17 protein-coding genes are annotated in these 21,938 nt (G+C 72.9%); 12 read left to right on the top strand and 5 right to left on the bottom strand.

The genetic code is table 11. The annotated features are described in order from the left end of the window. The first annotated feature begins 79 nt into the window (after window positions 1-79). From H5V45_RS13350 to H5V45_RS13335, 4 genes are all read left to right on the top strand, one after another. A complete protein-coding gene (locus tag H5V45_RS13350; RefSeq protein WP_185253382.1) occupies window positions 80-670 on the top strand; it encodes a DnaJ family domain-containing protein in 591 nt (196 codons plus the stop codon). A gap of 162 nt (window positions 671-832) precedes the next feature. Further along, the gene (locus H5V45_RS13345) at window positions 833-1,924 is read left to right on the top strand and encodes an HpcH/HpaI aldolase/citrate lyase family protein (protein WP_185253381.1); all 1,092 of its coding nucleotides are present in this window, start codon (window positions 833-835) and stop codon (window positions 1,922-1,924) included. Window positions 1,925-1,927: 3 nt separating this feature from the next. Continuing rightward, the gene (locus tag H5V45_RS13340; protein WP_185253380.1) at window positions 1,928-2,794 is read left to right on the top strand and encodes an HpcH/HpaI aldolase/citrate lyase family protein; all 867 of its coding nucleotides are present in this window, start codon (window positions 1,928-1,930) and stop codon (window positions 2,792-2,794) included. Between the two features lie 3 nt (window positions 2,795-2,797). Beyond that, entirely contained in the window at window positions 2,798-2,941 is a 144-nt protein-coding gene (locus H5V45_RS13335; RefSeq protein WP_185253379.1) for a hypothetical protein, read from the top strand. A 3-nt stretch (window positions 2,942-2,944) separates the two neighbouring features. Here the strand turns inward: H5V45_RS13335 and H5V45_RS13330 are convergent, their stop codons facing one another. Genes H5V45_RS13330 through hutU form a run of 3 tightly spaced genes read right to left on the bottom strand, consistent with a single transcriptional unit; the run spans window position 2,945 to window position 6,004 of the window. Then, window positions 2,945-3,253 (bottom strand): peptide methionine sulfoxide reductase, encoded by a 309-nt coding sequence (locus tag H5V45_RS13330; protein WP_343061550.1) that lies wholly within the window; start codon window positions 3,251-3,253, stop codon window positions 2,945-2,947. An 8-nt stretch (window positions 3,254-3,261) separates the two neighbouring features. Further along, window positions 3,262-4,293, bottom strand: a complete 1,032-nt coding sequence (locus H5V45_RS13325; RefSeq protein ID WP_343061549.1) for a M48 family metallopeptidase — start codon at window positions 4,291-4,293, stop codon at window positions 3,262-3,264. Between the two features lie 52 nt (window positions 4,294-4,345). Further along, window positions 4,346-6,004, bottom strand: coding sequence for a urocanate hydratase (hutU, locus tag H5V45_RS13320; protein WP_185253378.1), 1,659 nt, complete (start codon window positions 6,002-6,004; stop codon window positions 4,346-4,348). A 32-nt stretch (window positions 6,005-6,036) separates the two neighbouring features. On the opposite strand from hutU, the gene H5V45_RS13315 reads away from it, so the two are divergent. After that, window positions 6,037-6,513 (top strand): hypothetical protein, encoded by a 477-nt coding sequence (locus H5V45_RS13315; protein WP_185253377.1) that lies wholly within the window; start codon window positions 6,037-6,039, stop codon window positions 6,511-6,513. 5 nt (window positions 6,514-6,518) lie between these two features. Here H5V45_RS13315 and hutH read toward each other — a convergent pair whose 3' ends face one another. Next, window positions 6,519-8,066: a histidine ammonia-lyase gene (hutH, locus tag H5V45_RS13310; RefSeq protein ID WP_185253376.1), complete on the bottom strand. Its 1,548-nt coding sequence runs from the start codon at window positions 8,064-8,066 to the stop codon at window positions 6,519-6,521. A gap of 249 nt (window positions 8,067-8,315) precedes the next feature. Here hutH and H5V45_RS13305 point away from each other — a divergent pair, with 249 nt between their 5' ends. From H5V45_RS13305 to H5V45_RS13290, 4 genes are all read left to right on the top strand, one after another. Then, the gene (locus tag H5V45_RS13305; RefSeq protein ID WP_185253375.1) at window positions 8,316-9,590 is read left to right on the top strand and encodes a choice-of-anchor P family protein; all 1,275 of its coding nucleotides are present in this window, start codon (window positions 8,316-8,318) and stop codon (window positions 9,588-9,590) included. A 176-nt stretch (window positions 9,591-9,766) separates the two neighbouring features. Then, the gene (locus H5V45_RS13300; RefSeq protein ID WP_185253374.1) at window positions 9,767-10,966 is read left to right on the top strand and encodes an MFS transporter; all 1,200 of its coding nucleotides are present in this window, start codon (window positions 9,767-9,769) and stop codon (window positions 10,964-10,966) included. Between the two features lie 94 nt (window positions 10,967-11,060). After that, window positions 11,061-11,576, top strand: coding sequence for a hypothetical protein (locus tag H5V45_RS13295; protein WP_185253373.1), 516 nt, complete (start codon window positions 11,061-11,063; stop codon window positions 11,574-11,576). A gap of 74 nt (window positions 11,577-11,650) precedes the next feature. Continuing rightward, the gene (locus H5V45_RS13290; RefSeq protein WP_185253372.1) at window positions 11,651-12,406 is read left to right on the top strand and encodes an IclR family transcriptional regulator; all 756 of its coding nucleotides are present in this window, start codon (window positions 11,651-11,653) and stop codon (window positions 12,404-12,406) included. Between the two features lie 6 nt (window positions 12,407-12,412). Here H5V45_RS13290 and H5V45_RS13285 read toward each other — a convergent pair whose 3' ends face one another. Next, on the bottom strand, window positions 12,413-13,129 hold the full coding sequence (locus H5V45_RS13285) for a nucleotidyltransferase domain-containing protein (protein WP_185253371.1): 717 nt from the start codon (window positions 13,127-13,129) through the stop codon (window positions 12,413-12,415). 163 nt (window positions 13,130-13,292) lie between these two features. On the opposite strand from H5V45_RS13285, the gene H5V45_RS13280 reads away from it, so the two are divergent. From H5V45_RS13280 to H5V45_RS13270, 3 genes are all read left to right on the top strand, one after another. Next, window positions 13,293-15,776: a peptidase gene (locus H5V45_RS13280; protein ID WP_185253370.1), complete on the top strand. Its 2,484-nt coding sequence runs from the start codon at window positions 13,293-13,295 to the stop codon at window positions 15,774-15,776. 174 nt (window positions 15,777-15,950) lie between these two features. Next, entirely contained in the window at window positions 15,951-17,510 is a 1,560-nt protein-coding gene (locus H5V45_RS13275) for a M4 family metallopeptidase (protein WP_185253369.1), read from the top strand. A gap of 235 nt (window positions 17,511-17,745) precedes the next feature. Next, window positions 17,746-21,726 carry a (Fe-S)-binding protein gene (locus tag H5V45_RS13270; RefSeq protein WP_221634005.1) on the top strand — a complete coding sequence of 1,327 codons (3,981 nt, stop codon included), beginning with the start codon at window positions 17,746-17,748 and terminating at the stop codon, window positions 21,724-21,726. The last annotated feature ends 212 nt before the right edge of the window (window positions 21,727-21,938 follow it).

Here is a 21,938-nt window from a genome sequence, read left to right as displayed (position 1 = left end):
GGCGGTCGCGGCGAGGGCTGGTCCTTCGGAGCGCCGGCACTTCAGGGCGTTGGTTATCGTGGCGGCAGGGGTGATGACGATGCCTGACTCCAGCAAGCGGCCCGAGGACCCGGCCGACCGACCCGACCGCGTGGACCGGGTGAACCCGGCGCGCGACACCGACGCCCGCACCGGCCGCAGCGCCGCCGCGGCGCGTATCCAGAACCAGACCAGCTGGGTCGACCAGCAGATCCGGGTCTCGATGGCCAAGGGCGACTTCGACGACCTGCCCGGCTACGGCAAGCCGATCGAGGGGCTCGGCGGCCAGCACGACCCCGACTGGTGGCTCAAGAAGCTCGTCGAGCGCGAGAGCATCGCGGTGCTGCCGCCGTCGCTGCAGCTGCGCAAGGACGACGCCGAGCTGGACGCCAAGCTCGACCGGCTCGGCTCCGCGGCCGAGGCCCGGCGCGAGGTCGAGGACTTCAACGACCGGGTGATCCGCGCCCGCTACCTCCTGCCCGAGGGCCCGCCGCTCATCACCATGCCCCGCGACGTCGACGCCACCCTGGCGGCCTGGGCCGAGCGGCGTACCGAGCGCACCGCGGCCGCTCGCGAGCGTGCCCGCCAGCTCCGCGCCGAGCAGGCCGCCGAGCCCGCCCGTCCCCGGAAGCGCTGGTTCCGGCGGGGGTGAGGGGGCGGCTTGGCGGGAGTTTCATCGGTCGACCGCTGAAACTCCCGGCGGGACGGTGAAGTCTCGGCGTCCCAGCGCGAGTTTTGTCGGTCGACCGACAAAACTCCCCCGCGAGACATCGGTCATACCGACCACCAGCGCTCCGCTGCTAGTTTCCGCAGCATGTCGAGCTCACGCAGCGCCAAGGACTTCTTCCGCCCCCTCGCCGTGGGGGCGCCGACCCCGTTGACGGAGATCCCGGCGCGGCCGAGCCGGGCGATCCACTTCTTCGACCCGAGCAACGAGAAGATGGCCGGCAAGATCCCCGGGATGGTCGGCACCGTCGACGTGCTGCTCGGCAACCTCGAGGACGCCGTCAAGGCCGACAACAAGGTCGCCGCCCGCGAGGGCCTGGTGAAGATCGGCCAGTCGACCGAGGGCCTCGGCGGCGGGGGCACCACCCAGCTGTGGACCCGCGTCAACGCGCTCGACAGCCCCTGGTTCCTCGACGACGTGATGACGCTCGTCCCCGCGATCGGCGACAAGCTCGACGTGATCATGGTGCCGAAGGTGCAGGGCGCCGAGGACATCCAGTACGTCGACCGCCTGCTCGCCCAGCTCGAGGCCAAGGCCGGGCTGGAGCGCCCGATCCTCGTGCACGCGATCCTCGAGACCGCCCGCGGCGTGGCCAACGTCGAGGAGATCTGCGGCGCCAGCCCGCGCATGCAGGGCATCTCGCTCGGCCCGGCCGACCTGGCCGCGGACCGCCGGATGAAGACCACCCGCGTCGGCGGTGGGCACCCGGGCTACCTCGTCCGCCAGGACCCGAACCCCGACCAGCCGGACGCCAGCCGCCCGACGTACCAGCAGGACCTGTGGCACTACACGATCGCCCGGATGGTCGACGCCTGCGCGATGCACGGCATCTACCCCTACTACGGCCCGTTCGGCGACATCGCCGACGTGACCGCCTGCGAGGACCAGTTCCGCAACGCGTTCCTGCTCGGCTGCGTCGGCACCTGGAGCCTGCACCCGAAGCAGATCGCGATCGCCAACAAGGTCTTCAGCCCCAGCGTCGAGGACATCACCCACGCCCGCCGCGTGGTCGCTGCCATGGGCGACGGCACCGGTGCGGTGATGCTCGACGGCAAGATGGAGGACGACGCCTCGCTCAAGCAGTGCCTGGTGCTGGTCCGCCTGGCCGAGGAGCTGGCCGCGATCGACCCCGAGCTCAAGAAGCAGTACGACGCCATCGACGCGCCCGAGGAGGCCTGAGCCATGAGCGACTTCACCCCCCTGCGCTCGGTCCTCTACATGCCGAGCTCGAACGCCAAGGCGCTCGAGAAGGCCAAGACCCTCCCGGTCGACGCGGTCATCTTCGACCTCGAGGACGCCGTCGCCCCCGACGCGAAGCCGGCCGCGCGCGAGGCCGCCGCGGCCGCCGTCTCCTCCGGTGAGTACGGCCGCCGGACCCTGACGATCCGGGTCAACGGGCTCGGCACCGAGTGGCACGACGACGACCTGGCCGCCGCCGCGCAGGCCGGCCCCGCGGGCGTCGTGGTCCCGAAGGTCAACAGCGCCGACGAGGTCCGCGGCCTCGTCGCCGCGCTCGAGAAGGCCGGCGCCCCCGACCACACGAAGCTGTGGGCCATGGTCGAGACGCCGCAGGCGATCTTCGACGTCCGCGAGCTCGCGGCCGCCTCGGACCGGCTGGCGGTGCTGGTGATGGGCACCAACGACCTCGTCAAGGAGCTGTACGCCGAGCACGTCCCCGGCCGCGCCCCGCTGCTGACCTCGCTGTCGCTGTCGCTGCTGGCCGCGCGCGCCGCCGGCATCGCGATCGTCGACGGCGTCTACAACGACGTCAAGGACACCGACGGGTTCCTGGCCGAGTGCCGGCAGGGACGCGAGATGGGCTTCGACGGCAAGACCCTGATCCACCCCGGCCAGATCGAGGGAGCCAACGAGGCGTTCGCCCCCAGCGAGCGCGCCGTCGAGGACGCCCGCGGGATCCTCCAGGCCTGGGAGGACGGCAAGGGCTCCGGCGTCGTCACCTACAACGGCAAGATGGTGGAGAACCTCCACGTCGAGTCGGCCCAGCGCACGCTGGCGATCCACGACGCCGTCCGCGCGCTCGAGGACTGAGCCGTGGTCCTCCTCGGGCTGGTCCTGCTCGTCATCGGGCTCGTCGCCGACGTCACGGTCCTGACCTGGATCGGGATCGCCCTCGTGGTCATCGGGCTGGTGCTGAACTTCGTCCCGGTCGGCGGCACCCGGCGCCGGTTCTACTAGCTCCTACGCGGGCGTCGACGGCGGGTCGACGACCTCGAGGCCGGCCAGGAAGGCCAGCACCTTCTCGGCCGGCATCTCGCAGGGCCGCAGCTGCGGTCCGGACGAGGTGAGGTAGACGTTGGTGCTCACGACGTCGGTGCCACCCAGCTCCTCGGCGTACACCCCGATGCTCCGCCCGCCCGCGGCCGACGACCGGGTCACGCCGTAGCGGCGTCCGTCGTACGCCGCCACCGACCAGCCCGCCGGGACCCGTGCCAGCAACCCGGCCAGGTGGGCCGGGTCGGGCGGGTCGGGCGGGTCCGACGGCCCCACGCGCCGTCTCAGACCGCGTCGTCGTCCGGCCGGCCGCTGCGGCCGAGGACGTCGTCGAGCCAGAGCTTGGCGCTGCCGAGGAAGCCGGCGGCGTCGTGGACGAGCCGGCCGACGGCGTCCTGGCTCTGCTGGAAGGTCTCGGTGTAGCTGCGGGCCGCGTCGCGGGCGGCGTCGCTGACCTTCGCCTCGTCGTCGGTGTCGCGGCGGGGGTAGCCGCCGGCGAGGAAGGCGGTGTACTCCCCCGAGTCGACCCAGCGCCGCAGCTCGGTCGCGCGGACCACCGCGAAGGGGTGGCTGCGCGCCTCGACGAGCAGCAGCTTGAGCACGGAGTCGCGCAGGTCGCCGGCGTCGTCGTACTCCTGCCCCTGGGCGAAGAACGACGTGGTGTCCAGGTCCTCGAGGTGGCCGCCGCTCGCGAGCTGCATGTGCACGCGGAAGGCGGTCGGGGGGTCCTGGGTCGCGAGCAGCCCGGCCCGGTCGGCGGACAGCTCGGCCTTGCGCGACCACTCCATCAGCGCCGCCATGATCGCGCGGAAGCCCAGGCCGCCCAGCGGCACGGCGTTGAGCACCCCGCTGAGCTGGATCAGCCGCTGCAGCAGGGTCTGGTAGACCGCGTGGCCGCTGATCGCGTGGCCGAGCTCGTGGCCGAGGACGAAGCGCATCTCCTCGTCGTCGAGCAGGTCGACGAGCCCGGAGGTCACCACGATGAACGGCTTGTTCATGCCGATCGTCAGGGCGTTCGGGACCGGGTTCGCCGAGACGTAGAGCTCGGGCAGCTCGGGGGCGTCGAGGATCCGCGCGACGTCGGTCAGCAGGCTGTGCAGGCGCGAGAACTGGCGCTCGTCGACCTTGATCGCGGAGCCGAGGTAGACCAGGCGTACGGCGCGCTCGTTGAAGAGCCCGGACATCGCCTTCAGGACGGTGTCGAAGCCCTTGAGCTTGCGCAGCGCGACGAGCGCGCCCCGGTCCGCCGGGTGCTCCCAGGCACGGGAGCTGATGTCGGTCAGGGTCACCCGCGATCGGGCCGGCTGCGTCGTCACGCTGTCACTCTTGCACGCAGTCGGGCGCCCGCACGGGCGATCACCCAGACGTTCACTCCGACATGGGGATCCGGACGCCGCGCTCGGCGGCCACCTCGGCCGCCCGCTCGTAGCCCGCGTCGACGTGCCGGATCACGCCCATGCCCGGGTCGTTGGTGAGCACCCGCTCGATCTTCTGCGCGGCCAGCGCGGTGCCGTCGGCCACGCAGACCTGGCCCGCGTGGATCGACCGGCCCATGCCGACGCCGCCGCCGTGGTGGATCGACACCCAGGAGGCCCCCGAGGCCGTGTTGACCAGGGCGTTCAGCAGCGCCCAGTCGGCGATGGCGTCGGAGCCGTCGAGCATCGCCTCGGTCTCGCGGTACGGCGACGCGACCGAGCCGCAGTCCAGGTGGTCGCGGCCGATCACGATCGGCGCCTTGAGCTCCCCGGAGGCGACCATCTCGTTGAACTTCAGGCCGGCGAGGTGACGCTCGCCGTACCCGAGCCAGCAGATCCGGGCCGGCAGGCCCTGGAAGGCGACCCGCTCGCCGGCCATGGTGATCCACTTGTGCAGGCGCTCGTTGTCGGGGAAGAGCTCGAGGATCGCCCGGTCCGTCGCCGCGATGTCGGCGGGGTCGCCGGACAGCGCGGCCCAGCGGAACGGGCCCCGGCCCTCGCAGAAGAGCGGACGGATGTACGCCGGCACGAAGCCGGGGAACTCGAAGGCCCGGTCGTAGCCGCCCTTGCGGGCCTCGTCGCGGATCGAGTTGCCGTAGTCGAAGACCTCGGCGCCGGCGTCCTGGAACTCCACCATCGCGCGCACGTGGGCGGCCATCGACTCCTGGGCCCGCTTGGTGAAGCCGGCCGGGTCGGCCTCGCGCTCGGTCACCCAGTCGTCGTACGACGTGCCGGCCGGGAGGTAGAACAGCGGGTCGTGCGCGGACGTCTGGTCGGTGACGATGTCGACCGGCGCCCCGGTCTCGAGCAGTTCGGGCAGCATCAGGGCCGCGTTGCCGAGCACCCCGATCGAGAGCGGCCGGCGCTCGTCGCGCGCGGCGACGGCCATCGCGACGGCCTCCTCCAGGGACGCGGCCTGGACGTCGAGGTAGCGGTGCTCGATCCGGCGCTCGATGCGGGCCTGGTCGCACTCGATGCAGATGACGACGCCGTCGTTCATGGTCACGGCCAGCGGCTGGGCGCCGCCCATCCCGCCGAGCCCGGCGGTCACCGTGATGGTGCCGGCGAGCGTGCCGCCGAAGCGCTTGTCGGCGACCGCGGCGAAGGTCTCGAAGGTGCCCTGGAGGATCCCCTGGGTGCCGATGTAGATCCACGACCCGGCGGTCATCTGGCCGTACATCGTCAGCCCGAGGTCCTCGAGCCGGCGGAACTCCTCCCAGTTCGCCCAGTCCCCGACCAGGTTGGAGTTCGCGATCAGCACCCGCGGCGCCCACGGGTGCGTGCGCATCACGCCGACCGGCTTGCCCGACTGCACGAGCATCGTCTCGTCGTCGCCGAGCGTGGTCAGCGTGCGGACGAGGGCGTCGTACGCCTCCCAGCTGCGCGCGGCCTTGCCGGTGCCGCCGTAGACCACGAGGTCCTCGGGACGCTCGGCGTTCTCCGGGTCGAGGTTGTTCATCAGCATCCGCAGCGGTGCCTCGGTCTGCCACGAGCGTGCGATCAGCTCGGTGCCGCGGGCGGCCCGGACGGGGAGGCGGGGGTTGGTGCTCATCGGTGGCTCCTGGATCGGACTAGGGTCGCGGCATGGCGGGGGACGGTGAGCTGGTGCTGACGCGGTCGACCGACGACCGCCGGCGCTACGACCTCGCCGGCGTCGGATCGGTGCGGCGCGAGGGACTGCTCGGGCGCAGCCACGAGCTCCGCCCGGTGGTGGGCCGCCCCCTGGTCGCGCGGCAGCGGGGCTTCCTCGGGCGGTCGACCGAGGCCGTGGACGAGGCCGGGGTGGTCGTCGGGACGTTCACCCAGCGCGGGCTGCTCCGGCACGGCGGGCCGGTGGTGTGGAACGGCCTGCCACACGACCTGACCTCCCGCAGCAGCTGGAAGAACGGGTACGAGCTCGCCCGTGACGGGACACCGCTGCTGACGGTCGAGGCCCGCGGATGGGGACGTACGCCGGCCCGGATCCGGGTCCACGACGACCGGGTCGACCCGGGGCTGGTGCTCTTCACGGTGTGGCTGGTGCAGCAGTTCGTCCAGCAGGACGCCGCCGCGAGCTCCTGACGCGCTCACGACAGCTCCCCGACGACGGCTTCGACGGCGTCCAGCACGGCGCCGGACCGGACGAGCGCGACGGCCGTCTCGATCTCGGGCGACAGGTGGCGGTCGGGGCCGGGGCCCTCGACGCCCGCCTCGCGCAGGGTGCGGACGGCGGCCGCGGTGGCCGGTGACGGCTCCAGCGGCGCCCGGAGGTCGAGCGCGCGGGCCGCGGTGAGCAGCTCGATCGCCAGGACCCGGGTCAGGCCGTCGACCGAGCGGCGCAGCTTGCGGGCGGCCGACCACCCCATCGAGACGTGGTCCTCCTGCATGGCCGACGAGGGGATCGAGTCGACCGAGGCGGGCGCCGCGAGCCGCTTGAGCTCGGAGACGATCGCGGCCTGGGTGTACTGCGCGATCATGTGGCCGCTGTCGACGCCCGGGTCGTGCGCGAGGAACGGCGGCAGCCCGTGGTTGCGGGCCTTGTCGAGGAAGCGGTCGGTGCGCCGTTCGCTGATCGAGGCCACGTCGGCGGCGACGATCGCGAGGAAGTCGAGCACGTAGGCGACCGGCGCCCCGTGGAAGTTGCCGTTCGACTCGACGCGACCCTCCTCCGCCAGGACGACCGGGTTGTCGACGGCCGAGGCGAGCTCGCGGCCGGCCACCGTGGCGGCGTACTCCACCGTGTCGCGCGCGCCGCCGTGCACCTGCGGCGAGCAGCGCAGGGAGTAGGCGTCCTGCACCCGGTTGCAGTCCGGCCCACGGTGTGAGGCGACGACCCCGGAGTCCGCGAGCAGCCGGGTCAGGTTGGCGGCCGACACGGCCTGGCCGGGGTGCGGGCGGATCGCCTGCAGCTCGGGGGCGAAGACCCGGTCGGTGCCGAGCTGGCCCTCGACCGACATCGCGGCGGTCAGGTCGGCGGTGCGGAGCAGCCGGCGCAGGTCGGCGATCGCCATCACCAGCATGCCGAGCATGCCGTCGGTGCCGTTGATGAGTGCCAGCCCCTCCTTGGCCTCGAGCTCGACGGGGTGAAGACCGGCGGCGGCCAGGGCATCGGCGGCCGGCACCAACGTGCCGGCGGCGTCCCGCACCGGGCCCTCGCCCATCAGCGCCAGGGCGCAGTGCGACAGCGGGGCCAGGTCGCCGGAGCAGCCGAGCGAGCCGTACTCGTGCACGACCGGCGTGATGCCGTGGGACAGCAGGTCGGCCATCAGCTGTGCGGTCTCGACCCGGAGCCCGGTGTGCCCGGTCGCCTGGGTGGACAGGCGCAGCAGCATCAGTGCCCGGGTCACCTCGCGCTCGACCTCGGGGCCGGAGCCGGCAGCGTGCGAGCGGACCAGCGACTTCTGCAGCTGCGCGCGCCTCTCGGTGGGGATGTGGCGGGTGGCCAGGGCGCCGAACCCGGTCGAGATGCCGTACGCCGGGGTCGCCCCGGACGCGAGCTCCTCGACGACCTCGCGGGCCCGGTGCATCGCCGCCACGGCGTCCTCGCCGAGCGTGACCGCGGCCCCGTCGCGCGCCACGGCGAGGACGTCCTCGGGCGAGACCGGTCCGACTCCGACGACCACAGGTGCAGGCATGCGTCCACGAAACCGCGATCGTCCGGGCCGCACCAGACCCACCACCCCGCCCGGTGTCTCGGATCCCAGACTCATGTGACGGGTGACACGCCCGGCCCGCGGGATTTTGCCTCCAGCGAGGAGTGACGGCGGTTACCAGTGGGTACTTTCACCCGCAAGATCCGCAGGCTCGGGGGAGCGGCCGGGATCGGCCACACGGCCCCGGCGTCTCCGTGCGCCGCGGGCTCTCTAACGGGAGAGAGCACACACATGCGAAAGATCCTCGTCACCACCAGCATCCTGGCGCTCGCCTCGGCCGGGACGATCGGGCTCACCAGCCCCGGAGCCGGCGCCGCGTCGGCACCCGGCGCCGCGGCCCGCACCCAGCCGACGGAGTTCGCGCTCCAGACGTCCGGCTTCGGCACCCGCGTGCGCGGCGGCCAGGTCCCCGCGGGCTCCGGCAGCAGCGCCTACCAGGTGATCGGCTGCACCAACCTCGCCGGCAAGACCCGCGACAACGTCGTCACGAGCGAGACGCTGCCCGGCATCGGCACCGCGTCCCAGGTCGCGACCAAGGTCTGGACCCAGAAGAAGAAGGGCGTCACCTCGTCGATGTCGCGCAACACGATCGCGCGCATCGACCTGGCCGAGACCCCGATGGGCACCCTGTCGATCGAGGGCATCAAGTCGGTCTCGCGGGCCTTCCACGACGACTCGGGCTTCCACGCCACGACCTCCACCAGCGTCGGCACCATCACCCTGACCCCGACGGCCGGCCCGCCCCAGGAGCTCGACGCTCCTACGCCGGGCCAGCCCCTCGACGTCCCCGGCGTCGCGACCATCACCGTCGGCCGCACCGGCACCACGAGCGACGCCCACGGGGCCCGCGCGCACGCCGACGTCATCTACATCGAGTCCGCCGCCACCGGCTCGCGCGCCCGGATCGCCAAGACCGACGCGAGCATCGCCGACGGCATCGTCACCGGGATCTTCGGCGGCTACTCGGCCGCCCTCCAGGCCACCGGCCTCCAGGGCAACGTCACGAACGGCCGCACGCCGTACTCCCCGATCCCCTGCCAGGGCACCGACGGCAAGGTCCGCGTCCGGGCGCTCGCCTCGGTCGACCTCGGCGGCCAGGCCGTCGTCGGCGCGGTCGAGAACCGTCAGATGGGCAAGCAGAACGCCTCCCGCGCCACGGGCTTCGAGCAGTCGCGGGTCGCGAGCATCGACCTCGGTGACGGCCAGCTCGTCGTCGAGGGCATCAAGGGCCGCGTCGAGGTCACCCGCTCGGGCGACAACCTCGGCCAGCTCAAGCGCAAGGCGATCGGCACGATCGGCTCGATCACCGCGAACGGCCAGGCGATGGAGTTCCCCGACACCGACGTCCTCGAGATCCCGGGCGTGGCCCGGCTCGAGCGCAACCTCGTCAAGAAGGTGCACGCCGGCATCCGCATCACCGCCCTCGAGATCACCCTGCTCGACGGCAGCGGCGCGGTGATCGACCTCGGTCGCGCGCAGCTCCGCATCAAGCGCCCCGGGCTCTGAGGCGCCGCACCACACCGACGCAGCACCGCAGCACCGCAGCACCGACGAGGCCGGTCACCCGCACGGGGGATGACCGGCCTCGTCGCGTCCGGAGCGGCACCGGCGATGGGAAAGGTCACAGGTCACCCTCCGGGACGCCATGACGTACGACGGGATGACAGGCGTTGACTGGGGCCATGGCGACCTCGACCGATCCGGGCGTGCGGGTGACGACCGCACGGCGCTGGTCGATGCTCGGGGCCAGCACGCTGGCCCAGGCGGCGGCCGCGGTCATGATGCACGGCCCTGCCTTCCTGATCCCGGTGCTGCACGACCGCGAGGGGCTGAGCCTGGCCCGGGCCGGGCTGGTGGCGGCCTCCCCCACGATCGGCGTGATGCTGACGCTCGTCCTCTGGGGCGCGCTGACCGATCGGCGCGGCGAGCGCTTCGTGCTGATGACCGGGCTCGCCGCGACCTCCGTGCTCGGCGCCGCGGCCGCCCTCAGCGGCAGCCTCGTCGCCCTGGCCGTCGCCCTCTTCCTGGCCGGTGCGACCGCCGCCAGCACCAACTCCGCGAGCGGGCGGGTCGTCGTGGGCTGGTTCCCGCCCGAGCGGCGCGGCCTGGCGATGGGCGTGCGGCAGATGGCGCAGCCGGTCGGGGTCGGGGTCGCGGCGGTCAGCATCGCCGTCGTCGCGGACGCCCGGGGCGTCTACGCCGCCCTGTGGGTGCCCACCCTCGCCTGCCTGGTCGCCCTCGTGGTCGTCGCGGTCGTGGTCGTCGACCCGCCCCGGCCGGACGCCCGGACGGCCGCGGCCGTCCCGAACCCCTACCGCTCGGACCGCTACCTCGCCCGCATCCACGCGGTGTCGGTGCTGCTGGTGGTCCCGCAGTTCCTCGTGTGGACCTTCGCGCTCGTCTGGCTGGTGCAGGACCGGGGCTGGGCACCGGCAGCCGCCGGCTCGCTCGTCGCCGGCGCCCAGATCGGGGGCGCCCTCGGGCGCATCGCCGCCGGCGCGCTCTCGGACCGCGTGGGCAGCCGGCTGCGACCGCTGCGCTGGGTGGCGCTGGCCGCCGCCACGACGATGGCCGCCCTGGGCCTGACCGCCGGGCTCGGCTGGGCGCTCGCCGTCGCGCTGATGGTGGTCGCCACCGTGCTGACGGTCGCCGACAACGGCCTCGCGTTCACCGCGGTCGCCGAGCGCTCCGGGCCCTTCTGGTCCGGTCGCGCGCTCGGGGTGCAGAACACCGCCCAGTTCCTCACCGCCTCGGCCGTGCCACCGGTCGCGGGGCTGGTCGTGACGCACGCCGGCTACGCCGCCGCCTTCGCCCTAGCGGCCCTCTTCCCCGTCGTGGCGGCCCCGCTGGTGCCGGTGCGCGACGAGCGCCGGCTCTCCTGACTCACCCCTGCGGGGCTGGCCAACGCGGTCGCGACCTGCCTACGGTCGTCGACGAGCACCGGGCGATCCCCGGGGCCGAAACCTAGGAGACCGCATGACCACGCTCACCGTCCTCATCATCGTGCTCGTCGTCGTCGTGCTGCTCGCAGCCGTCATCGGCGTCATGATGAGCAAGCGCAACAAGGAGCAGAAGCGTGCCCACGCCGAGCAGCTGCGCTCGGCCGCCGCCACCCAGGCGCCGACCATCGACGCCTCGCACCGCGACGCCCAGGAGGCCGAGGCCCGCGCCGAGGTCGCCCGCGCCGAGGCCGAGCGCGCCGAGCGCCAGGCGGCCGAGGCCCGTCAGGGCGCGCAGTTCGAGCAGGCCCGCCAGGAGGACGCCGTCCGCCAGGCCGACCGGATCGACCCCGACGTCGACCACCGGGCTGACGACTACGCCCCCGCCACGCCCGTCCAGGGCACCCCGGTCGCCACCGAGTCGGGCACCGGCACCTACGCCGCCGAGGGCACCGAGGGCACCCACCCGGCCGGCACGACCGACCCGGCCATCGACCCGGCCGTGAACGACCCGCAGACCGGCGGCAGCCACCGCGCACCCGGCACCGTCTGAGCACCACCCCCCAGCACCACCGTCCGAGCAGCGAGCGGTCCCGGGTCGACGCCCGGGGCCGCTAGCCTCACGGCATGAGCCAGGTCCCGGCGGCGACGCGCACCCTGCGCGTGCTCCGCTTCCTGGCCAGCCAGCCGGACCCCGTCCCCCTGGACCGGATCCTGCGGGCCTGCGACCTGCCCCGCAGCACGGCGTACCACCTCCTGGCCGCCATGGTCGCCGAGGGCTTCGTCGTGCACCTGCCCGACGAGCACCGCTACGGCCTCGGGGTCGCGGCCTTCGAGGTCGGCAGCGGCTACTCCCGGCAGGAGCCGCTCCAGCGGATCGCCCGGCGCCCGCTCGCCCAGCTCGTCGACCGCGCCGGCCAGACCGCGCACCTCGCGGTGCTGCACGGGCGCGACGTGCTCTACGTCCTCGAGGAGCGCGCCCCCGGCCGTCCTCCGCTCGTCACCGACGTCGGCGTCCGCCTGCCCGCGCACCTCACCGCCAGCGGGCGCGCGGTGCTGGCCCTCCTGCCCGGCCCGCAGGTCCGCGCCCTCTATCCCGGCCCCGCCGCCTTCGTCGACCGGCACGGCGTGGGGCCGAGCAGCCTGAGCGCGCTGCGCCGCGTGCTCTCCGAGACCCGTCAGCGCGGCTACGCCACCGAGGACGGCGAGGTGACGCCCGGTCTCGCGAGCGTCGCCGCCGCCGTGGTCGACCACAACGGCCACCCGGTCGCGGGCGTCGCGATCACCTTCGAGCAGGGCGACCCGCACGCGCTCAGCGTCGAGGTCCGCCGCACCGCCGCCGCCCTGACCCGGCGCATCGGCGGAGGCCCGCCCGGCGCCTGAGCCCGCTCAGCCCAGGACCGCGTCGGCGCGGAAGCCGGACCACAGCCGGCCGCCGACCGGCGCGAGCACCTCGTCGGCGAGCGCCACCAGTCCGGCCGTCGCTCCGGACACGGCCGCGACCAGCGCCTCGTGCAGCCGGACGGCGTACGCCGTGCCCGCGTCGAGGTCGTACGCCGCCAGCTCGCGTGCCAGCCACTTGCCGGAGCCCGACCAGCGACCGCCCGTGGCCAGCCGGAGCTCGGCGACGGCCTGCCAGGTCGCCACCGCGGTGGCCCCGAGGACGGCCGGGTCCGCGCCGCCGGCCAGGTCGTCGAGCAGGTCGGTGAGCGCGTAGCGCTGGAGGTCGAGCGCCGCCGGCGTGGTCGCCGCCGGCCCCGCCGCCAGCACCGCCCGGCACTCCTGCGCGAGGGACGCGCCGAGCCCGTCCGCGTCGACGAGCACGACTCCCTCCCCCACCAGCCGGGCCATCGTCGGCCGGCGGCGGGCGAGGTCCTTCGCGACGAAGTGCCGCACGGAGTCCTCGGTGTGCACGAACAGCTCGACCGGCCAGCCGGAGTACGTCAGGGACTCGCGGTGCACCACGGCCTCGCCGAGCACCACCGTCACGTCGAGGTCGGAGGTCGGCGTCGCGCCGCCGAGGACCACGCTGCCCCCGAGCCAGGCCGCCCGGGCCTCCGGGAACTGCTCGGCCACCAGCCGTCGCGCCGTCGTCTCCGCCTCCACGCGACCAGTCTGACCGGACGCCGACCGATCCGCATCGCAGAAACCTGTCCACACCACCGCCGCAGGTGCCAGAGTCGGCTCCATTCACCTGGGGGGTGACCTCGTGCCCGGCGGATCGTTGGGTGCGCGAGCCCGTCGCACGGGCAGATCACAGGAGGAACGCGTGAGGCGTCAGCAGAACGCAGGTCCGGGTCGTCGTGTCGTGTGGGCGGGCGTCGTCGGCGCCCTCGTCGTCACGAGCGCCGTCGCACTCCCGACGTACGGCAGCCGCGGGGGTGACCTGCTGCGGCGCTACGACGCCACCAAGGCCGCCGTCCTCGAGGCGCTGCCGCACACGGACCCACCCGGCGCCGCGCCGCACGACCACAACGACCCCGCCACGAAGAACTCCCTCTCGCGCGCCGGCGAGACCGGCGCCGACGTGCAGGACCCGACCACGGCCGCGCAGAAGCGCGCCAACGCGGCGTACGTTGCGGCCGAGCGGCAGACCGCCGACCCGGCGCTGACCACGGTCCGGGTCACGCCGCACCGGACGAAGCACCCGCGCACGCGCTACGCGATGGCCAACGGCTGCTACACACTCACCCGCCGCGGCAAGCCCTACTTCTTCAAGCCGACCGAGCTCGGCCGCTACCTGATCTACGACGCCCGGCGCCAGTTCGTCACGGCCGCCGGCGGCACCGCGGCCGAGCCGAGCACGGACACGGTCTGGAAGGCCCGCAAGCACGGCCGGAAGCTCACCTTCCGCAGCGGCTCGACGCCCTTGAAGCAGGGCGGGCGCACGGCCTTCCGCCTCACCCGTGCGAAGGGCTGCGCGTCCTACCCCGAGTCGCAGATCGGCATCAAGGGCCGGCCGCACGCCGGCGTGACGCCGTACCAGGAGGTGCGCGGGTACGTCGACGCGCACACCCACGGGATGGCCTTCGAGTTCCTCGGCGGCGCGCACTGCGGCAAGCCGTGGGACGCGTACGGCGCGCCGTACGCCCTGGTCGACTGCCCGGACCACATGACCGGGGTCAACCCGCTCGAGTCCTTCCTGTCCGGCAACCCGAGCCACGACCCGGTCGGCTGGCCGACCTTCAAGGACTGGCCGGCGCCGGAGTCGCTGACCCACGAGGGCACCTACTACCGCTGGCTGGAGCGCTCGTGGCGCGGCGGACAGCGGATCTTCGTCAACCTCCTCGTCGAGAACGGCCAGCTCTGCCGGCTCTACCCCTACAAGCGGGACGGCCTGTCCGACGCCACGTGCGACGAGATGGAGTCGGTCGCGCGGCAGGCCAAGGACATGTACCGCATGCAGAACTACGTCGACGCGCAGTTCGGCGGCCCGGGCAAGGGCTTCTACCGGATCGTGAAGAACCCCTTCCAGGCCCGCAAGGTGATCAACGCCGGGAAGATGGCGGTGATCATGGGGATCGAGACGAGCGTCCCGTTCGGCTGCACGTTCAAGGCGCTGCCGACCGGCGACGTCCCCGCGGCCGCGTGCACCGCGGAGTCGATCGACAAGCAGCTGACGATGGTCCACAAGTGGGGCGTGCGCCAGATGGAGCTCGTCAACAAGTTCGACAACGCGCTCACCGGCGTCGCCGGTGACGCGGGCGAGACCGGCGCGGTCGTCAACAACGCCAACTTCTCCGAGACCGGCACCTACTGGGACATGCAGCACTGCGAGCCGGCCAACCCGGACGCGCACGACAAGAACCAGTACGCCGCCCCGGAGATCGACCCGGAGCAGCAGGACGCGCTCTTCGGCGCCCTCGGCGAGGTCTTCGGCGCGCAGCAGGTCGGGCCGGTCTACCCGCCGCCGGACCACTGCAACAGCCGCGGCCTGACCACCCTCGGCGAGGACACGATCCGCGGGCTCGCCAAGCGCCACATGATCTTCGACCCGGACCACATGAGCGTGAAGGCCCGCCAGTCCTCGCTCGACCAGCTCGAGCGGATGAAGTACCCCGGCGTCGTCTCGTCGCACTCGTGGTCGACCCAGGACGCCTACCCGCGCATCTACAAGCTGGGCGGCTTCATCACGCCGTACGCCGGCGACTCGACCGGCTTCGTCGAGAAGTGGCGCGCGCACCTGGGCTGGGCGGACAAGCGGTTCTACTGGGGTATCGGGTACGGCGCCGACATGAACGGCCTCGGCGCGCAGGGCGACCCGCGCGGCGCGGACGTGCCGAACCCGGTCACCTACCCGTTCCGCGGGATGAACGGCATCACCGTGAAGAAGCAGCACGCCGGCCAGCGGGTCTACGACATCAACCGCGACGGTGTCGCGCAGTACGGCCTCTACCCGGACTGGATCCAGGACCTCCGCAAGGTCGCCGACACCCAGGACGGCGACGGCGCCGCGATCGTCGAGGACATGTCGCGCGGCGCCGAGGCCTACCTGCAGATATGGGAGCGCGCCCAAGGCATCAGGCCGGACTCGTGCCGCAACCCCGGGCTGCGCACGAGCGTCACCCGGGTCCAGTCGCTCGTGCACCGCGGGATGACCACCCGGCAGGTGATGAAGGCCGTCGGCCAGCCGTTCACGCGCTTCGGCCGGCACTCCACCTTCTGCGCCACGGCACCGGGAGCGCCGAAGGTCCGGATGCAGGTCAGCTTCGACCGGTCCGGGCACGTCACGGCGCTGCGCCGCCGGGGCTGAGCCCGCTCGGGCAGCCCGGCCGGTCGTTCCGGCCGGGCTGCCTCAGGTTCCTGCAGAACAGAAAGATGCAGCGCAGATCCCTTGCGGGACGGGGTGCCCGCGGGATGAACTCCGCTCACCGATGACCTCGGAACGGACGACGTCCGGAATCCCCCCACCCCCAGGAGCTCACCCATGAAGCCTCTGCTGGCTTCTGCCCTCGCCCTCGGCTGCGTCTCCGCAGCCCTGGTGACGACGGCAGGCACGTCCCAGGCGGCACCGACCGCGCAGCACCGCAAGGCCGACAGCATCGCCGCGGCCCGCGCGTTCGCCCACGACCACGCCGGCGTCACCGGCGCCCAGGGCCTCGTCGTGCGCGACACGGTCCTCGACGGCTCGGGCGCGAGCCACGTCCGGTTCGCCCGCACCTTCCACGGCCTGCCGGTCGTGGGCGGCGACTTCGTGGTCCACCAGACCAGGGGCGACGCGTTCCGCTCCGTCAGCGGCCGCACCCTCGCCCGGGGCATCCACGTCAGCGCGAAGCCGACCCTGTCGGCCCGCTCGGCCGCCCGGCGCGCCACCCGCACCGTCGACTTCAAGGCCGCGAAGTCCAGCCCCGAGCTGGTCGTCCTCGCGGTCGACCGCGCCCCGGCCCTGGCCTGGCGCGTCGACGTGACCGGCCGCAACGCCGACGGCTCCCCGGCCGGCGAGTACGTCTTCGTCGGCGCCCGCCATGGCAAGGTCCTCGACAGCTGGCCCTCGGTGCTCGAGGACACCGGCTCGGGCACCGGCCTGTTCACCGGCACGGTCCCGCTCGAGACCACCCTCACCGGCGGCCAGTACACGATGGTCGACGCCACCCGCGGCGGCAACGCGACGTACAACGGCCCGCTCGCGAACGCCTCGACCCCGCTGTTCACCGACGCGGACAACGTGTGGGGCAACGGCAGCACCAGCAACGCCCAGACCGCCGGCGTCGACGCCCACTACGGCATCGCCAAGACCTGGGACTTCTACAAGTCGGCGTACGGCCGCAACGGCATCGCCAACGACGGCAAGGGCGCCCGCTCGTTCGTCCACGACGGCGCCTACGTCAACGCCTCGTGGAGCGACTCCTGCTTCTGCATGCGGTACGGCGACGGCGACTCCACGACGTACCCCCTCGTCGCGCTGGACGTGGCCGGCCACGAGATGAGCCACGGCGTCACCAGCCGCACCGCCAACCTCGCCTATCGCGGGGAGTCGGGTGGCCTGAACGAGGCCAACTCCGACATCTTCGGCACGATGGTCGAGTGGTACGCCAACATGGCCGGCGACAACCCGGACTACGTCATCGGTGAGCAGATCTACCGCGCCTACAACCCCGCGGTGAACTACATCCGCCGCCAGGACAAGCCCTCGATGGACGGCGCATCGAAGGACTGCTGGTCCAAGCAGCTCAAGTCGCTGGACGTGCACTACTCGTCCGGCCCGGCGAACCACTACTTCTACCTGCTGTCCGAGGGCAGCGGCGCGAAGACCATCAACGGCGTCGCCTACAACAGCCCCACCTGCAACGGCTCGACGCTGACCGGCATCGGCCGGGACACGGCCGCGAAGATCTGGTACCGCGCGCTCACCGTCTACATGACGTCGACGACGAACTACGCCGGCGCCCGCGTGGCCAACGTCAACGCCGCCACCGACCTGTACGGCGCCGCGTCGTCGCAGGTCGCGGCGGTCAAGGCGGCCTGGTCGGCGGTCTCCGTCAACTGATCCACCCCGCAGCACCCGCACCACCCAGCAGCACCGGACGGCCGGCCCCTCGGGGGGCCGGCCGTTCGTCGTCCCCGGGTGACCCGGACGGGTGGGGCGCGGTGAAGTTACCTGCAAGTAGGATCGTTCTCACAGCGGTCCGGGGCTGCCGCAGACCCGCGTCCCGCCCTAGGCTCGCGCCACGCGTCCCCGCAACGGTTCGACGTGCACCCGCCCCGACGAGGAGCAGTAGTCCATGCAGATTGTCGCCATCGTTGTCTCGCTCGCGATCGCCGTCGTCGGCACCGCCCTCTTCGTGAGGGCGATCCGGTCGATGATCGCGGTCATCAAGGTCGGTCAGCCGGCCTCGCGGACGGACAACCCGGGCCGTCGTACGGTCACCCTCCTCAAGGAGTCGTTGCTCCACACCCGGATGCTGCAGTGGCACTGGGTCGGGGCCGGGCACTGGTTCATCTTCATCGGCTTCGGGCTGCTCTTCTTCACGCTGGTCACGGCCTTCGGCCAGCTCTTCTCGGCGTCGTTCCAGCTGCCGCTGATCGGCCACTTCTTCCTGTGGGAGTGGGTCAGTGAGTTCGTCACCTGGGTGATGATCGCGGCGATCATCGCCTTCATCGCCTACCGCGTCTCGCGCCCGAAGGAGCGCGTGCGCGGGCCGAAGGGCCGGTTCTTCGGCTCCACGATGTGGCAGGCCTACTTCGTCGAGAGCGTCATCCTCGGCGTCGGCATCTGCATCGTGCTCCTGCGCGGCCTCGAGTACCAGCTCGGCCAGCAGGAGGGCCACGACACCGCGACGCTGTTCCACTACCCGCTCACCGGCTGGGTCGGCAGCTTCTTCTCGGGGATGTCGGTCGGCGGCCTCGAGAACGCCATCTACCTCGTGTCGATGATCAAGATCCTGATCTCCTTCATCTGGATGATCACGATCTCGCTCAACCTCACGATGGGCGTGGCCTGGCACCGCTTCCTGGCCTTCTTCAACATCTTCTTCAAGCGCGAGTCGTCGGGTCGTACGGCGCTGGGCGCGGTCAAGCCGCTCACCTCCGACGGCAAGGCGATCACCCTCGACGACATCGACGACCTCGACGAGGACTCCAAGCTCGGCGTCGGCGCCATCGAGGACTTCAGCTGGAAGGGCATCCTCGACTTCACGTCGTGCACCGAGTGCGGCCGCTGCCAGTCGCAGTGCCCCGCGTGGAACACCGAGAAGCCGCTGTCGCCCAAGCTGCTCATCACCGCGATGCGCGACCACGCGTACGCGAAGGCGCCGTACCTCCAGGCGGGCTCCGACGAGGAGCGCGCCGCGCTCCTCGAGGGCAACGACACCCTGCAGAAGGAGGTCGACCGCCCGCTGATCGGCGACACCGGCGACGACTGGTTCTACATGCCCGAGGACGGCTCCGGCGTGATCGACCCGGACGTGCTCTGGTCGTGCACCTCGTGCGGCGCCTGCGTGCAGCAGTGCCCCGTCGACATCGAGCACGTCGACCACATCATCGACATGCGTCGCTACGCGATCCTCGTCGAGTCGAACTTCCCGGCCGAGCTCAACGGCCTCTTCAAGGGGCTCGAGAACAAGGGCAACCCCTGGAACATGTCGCCGAACGCCCGGCTCGACTGGACCAAGGGCCTCGACTTCGAGGTCAAGGTCGTCGGCGACTCGATCGAGTCGCTGGACGAGGTCGACTGGCTGTTCTGGGTCGGCTGCGCCGGCGCCTACGAGGACCGCGCGAAGAAGACCACCCGCGCCGTCGCCGAGCTGCTCGACATGGCCGGCGTCAGCTTCGGCGTGCTCGGCAACGGCGAGACCTGCACCGGTGACCCCGCCCGGCGCGCCGGCAACGAGTTCGTCTTCCAGGGCCTGGCCCAGCAGAACGTCGAGACCTTCCAGGAGTACAAGGTCAAGAAGGTCGTCTCGACCTGCGCCCACTGCTTCAACACGCTCAAGAACGAGTACAAGGAGTTCGGCGTCGAGCTCGAGGTCGTGCACCACACCCAGCTGCTGAACCGCCTCGTGCGCGAGGGCAAGCTGACCCCGATCAAGGACGGCGAGGGCGCCTCGAAGCGCTCCATCACCTACCACGACCCGTGCTACATCGGCCGCCACAACGGCGTCTACACGCCGCCGCGCGAGCTGCTCCAGGTGCTGCCCGGCGCCGAGTTCGTCGAGATGGAGCGCAACTCCGAGAAGTCCTTCTGCTGCGGCGCCGGTGGCGCCCGCATGTGGATGGAGGAGAACATCGGCGAGCGGATCAACGTCAACCGCACCGTCGAGGCCGTCGGCACCGGTGCCGACCAGATCGCCGTCGGCTGCCCGTTCTGCCGCGTGATGCTCTCCGACGGCCTGACCGCCCAGCAGGCCAAGGGCGAGGCCCGCGAGGAGGTCGAGGTCCTCGACGTCGCGCAGATGCTGCTCGCCTCGGTCAAGGGCGAGGTCGCCACCAAGCTCAAGCCCGGCGGTGGCGCCGGCGCCCCGTCGGCCAAGAAGGGCGCGCCCGCCGCGGCCCCCGCCGCTCCCGAGAAGGACGAGGCCACGAAGGCCGAGCCCGAGGCCGGCGACGACACCCAGACCGAGGACACCGTCACCGAGACGGCCGACGCCGGCCCCGCCGCGAAGGCGTCGGGCGGCTCCTCGCTCTTCGACACGCCTGCCGACGACGCGTCCGAGGCACTCGCCGAGGAGAAGCCCGCCACCGCGGACGCCGACAAGAGCCCCTCCGAGGAGGCCGGGGCCGCCACGTCGGGCGGGTCGCTCTTCGACACCCCCGCCGACGCCCCGGCGGAGAAGCCGGCCGCGAAGCCGGCCGCCCCGGCGACCGAGGAGAAGGCCGCACCTGCGGCCCAGAAGGCCGAGCCCGAGGCCCCGGCGGCGAAGAAGCCCGCCTCGTCCGGGGGCTCGCTCTTCGACATCGACACCCCGGACCAGGCGGCGTCCGCGCCGGCTGCTGCGCCAGCCGCTGCCGCGCCGGCTGCGGTCGAGACCGAGGCTGCCGACACCGGGTCCGAGGACGAGGACGAGGCTCCCCCTGCTGCGGCTGCGGAGCCTGCCGAGCCGGAGACCGAGGCCCCATCCTCGTCCGGGTCGGCCAGCACGCCGGCCACGGAGATCCCCGAGAGCGGCTCGCTGTTCGACCTCGCCGCCCCCGAGGAGGCCCCCGCCCCGGCGAAGGCCGAGCCGGCTGCGCAGGCCGAGCCCGAGCCCGAGTCCGCGTCGGAGCCCGAGGCTGCCGAGGCTGAGCCGACGGCGGTCGAGGAGGACTCGGCCCCGGCCGAGGACGAGGCCACCCCGCAGGACGAGGCCCCGGAGCCCGCGCCCGCAGCCCCCGCCGCCAGCGGTGCCGCGAGCACCCCCGGCACGGAGATCCCGGAGAGCGGCTCGCTCTTCGACCTCGAGGCCCCCGAGCCCACCCCGGCCGCGAAGGCCCCCGCCGCCGAGGCGGAGCCGGAGCCGACCTCGGAGCCCGAGGCCGCGTCGGAGCCCGAGCCCGAGCCCGCCGAGGCCGAGCCGGCCGCGGAGACGGTCGAGGAGCCGGAGCCCGAGGCCCCGGCCGAGCCGGAGACGAAGGCGGAGCCGGAGCCGGCACCCGCCCCAGCTCCCGCGTCGTCGGGTGCTGCGAGCACGCCGGGCACCGAGATCCCCGAGGAGGGCTCGCTCTTCGACATCGCCGCACCGGAGCCCACCACGGCCCCCGCCGCGAAGGCGCCCGCGCCCGAGGCAGCCTCCGAGCCCGAGGCGACCCCCGAGCCGGAGCCGGAGCCCGAGGCTGAGACGACGCCCGAACCCGAGCCGACCCCGGAGCCCGCGGCCGAGGCGACCCCCGAGCCCGAGGCTGCGTCCGAGCCCGAGCCCGAGCCCGAGGCGGCCGCGGAGCCGGAGGCAGGGACGTCGTCCGACGAGGGCACCCAGCTGACCGGTGGCGCCGCCATCAGCGCCGCGGCCACCGCCGTGGCGAGCAGCGCCAGCGGCGAGGCCGACACCGATCAGGCCGAGTCCGAGTCGAGTGACCCCGAGCCGGAGCCGGAGGCCACCCCGGCCGCCGCCGAGGCCGAGCAGCCCGAGGACGCCGAGCCCGAGGCGGACGAGCCGGAGGCCGAGCCGGAGGCGGAGGCGACCACCGACCCCGCCGAGGAGAAGGCGAAGCCGGCCTCCAGCGGGGCGGCCCACCAGCCGAAGACGGATGTCAACATCGAGGAGTCCGGCTCGCTGTTCGACCTCTGATCGCCACGACGCACGAAGCACCCGGCGCCCGGCGTGTCGGGTGCTTCGTGCGTCACGGTGTCTGCCGACCAGCCGTGCGTGTGCGTCAGATCAAGGAATCCGGGCGCGGATCCTGATCCCACGCACCATGGTTGCGCGCGGGGTGGTTTCGAGACGGTCGCTGCGCGACCTCCTCAACCACCGGCGTCGCCCCCCCCTGCACGGTGGGTGGT

Origin of the sequence: Nocardioides luti (assembly GCF_014212315.1) — a bacterium.
Lineage (GTDB): Bacteria > Actinomycetota > Actinomycetes > Propionibacteriales > Nocardioidaceae > Nocardioides > Nocardioides luti.
This window is presented reverse-complemented; position numbering and strand designations above follow the sequence as displayed.

Bases quoted from the DNA above. Each gene is read 5' to 3' on its own strand.
- H5V45_RS13350 (WP_185253382.1), top strand. From the start codon at position 80: ATGCCTGACTCCAGCAAGCGGCCCGAGGACCCGGCCGACCGACCCGAC.
- H5V45_RS13345 (WP_185253381.1), top strand. From the start codon at position 833: ATGTCGAGCTCACGCAGCGCCAAGGACTTCTTCCGCCCCCTCGCCGTG.
- H5V45_RS13340 (WP_185253380.1), top strand. From the start codon at position 1,928: ATGAGCGACTTCACCCCCCTGCGCTCGGTCCTCTACATGCCGAGCTCG.
- hutU (WP_185253378.1), bottom strand. From the start codon at position 6,004: ATGAGCACCAACCCCCGCCTCCCCGTCCGGGCCGCCCGCGGCACCGAG.
- H5V45_RS13315 (WP_185253377.1), top strand. From the start codon at position 6,037: ATGGCGGGGGACGGTGAGCTGGTGCTGACGCGGTCGACCGACGACCGC.
- hutH (WP_185253376.1), bottom strand. From the start codon at position 8,066: ATGCCTGCACCTGTGGTCGTCGGAGTCGGACCGGTCTCGCCCGAGGAC.
- H5V45_RS13305 (WP_185253375.1), top strand. From the start codon at position 8,316: ATGCGAAAGATCCTCGTCACCACCAGCATCCTGGCGCTCGCCTCGGCC.
- H5V45_RS13300 (WP_185253374.1), top strand. From the start codon at position 9,767: ATGGCGACCTCGACCGATCCGGGCGTGCGGGTGACGACCGCACGGCGC.
- H5V45_RS13295 (WP_185253373.1), top strand. From the start codon at position 11,061: ATGACCACGCTCACCGTCCTCATCATCGTGCTCGTCGTCGTCGTGCTG.
- H5V45_RS13290 (WP_185253372.1), top strand. From the start codon at position 11,651: ATGAGCCAGGTCCCGGCGGCGACGCGCACCCTGCGCGTGCTCCGCTTC.
- H5V45_RS13275 (WP_185253369.1), top strand. From the start codon at position 15,951: ATGAAGCCTCTGCTGGCTTCTGCCCTCGCCCTCGGCTGCGTCTCCGCA.
- H5V45_RS13270 (WP_221634005.1), top strand. From the start codon at position 17,746: ATGCAGATTGTCGCCATCGTTGTCTCGCTCGCGATCGCCGTCGTCGGC.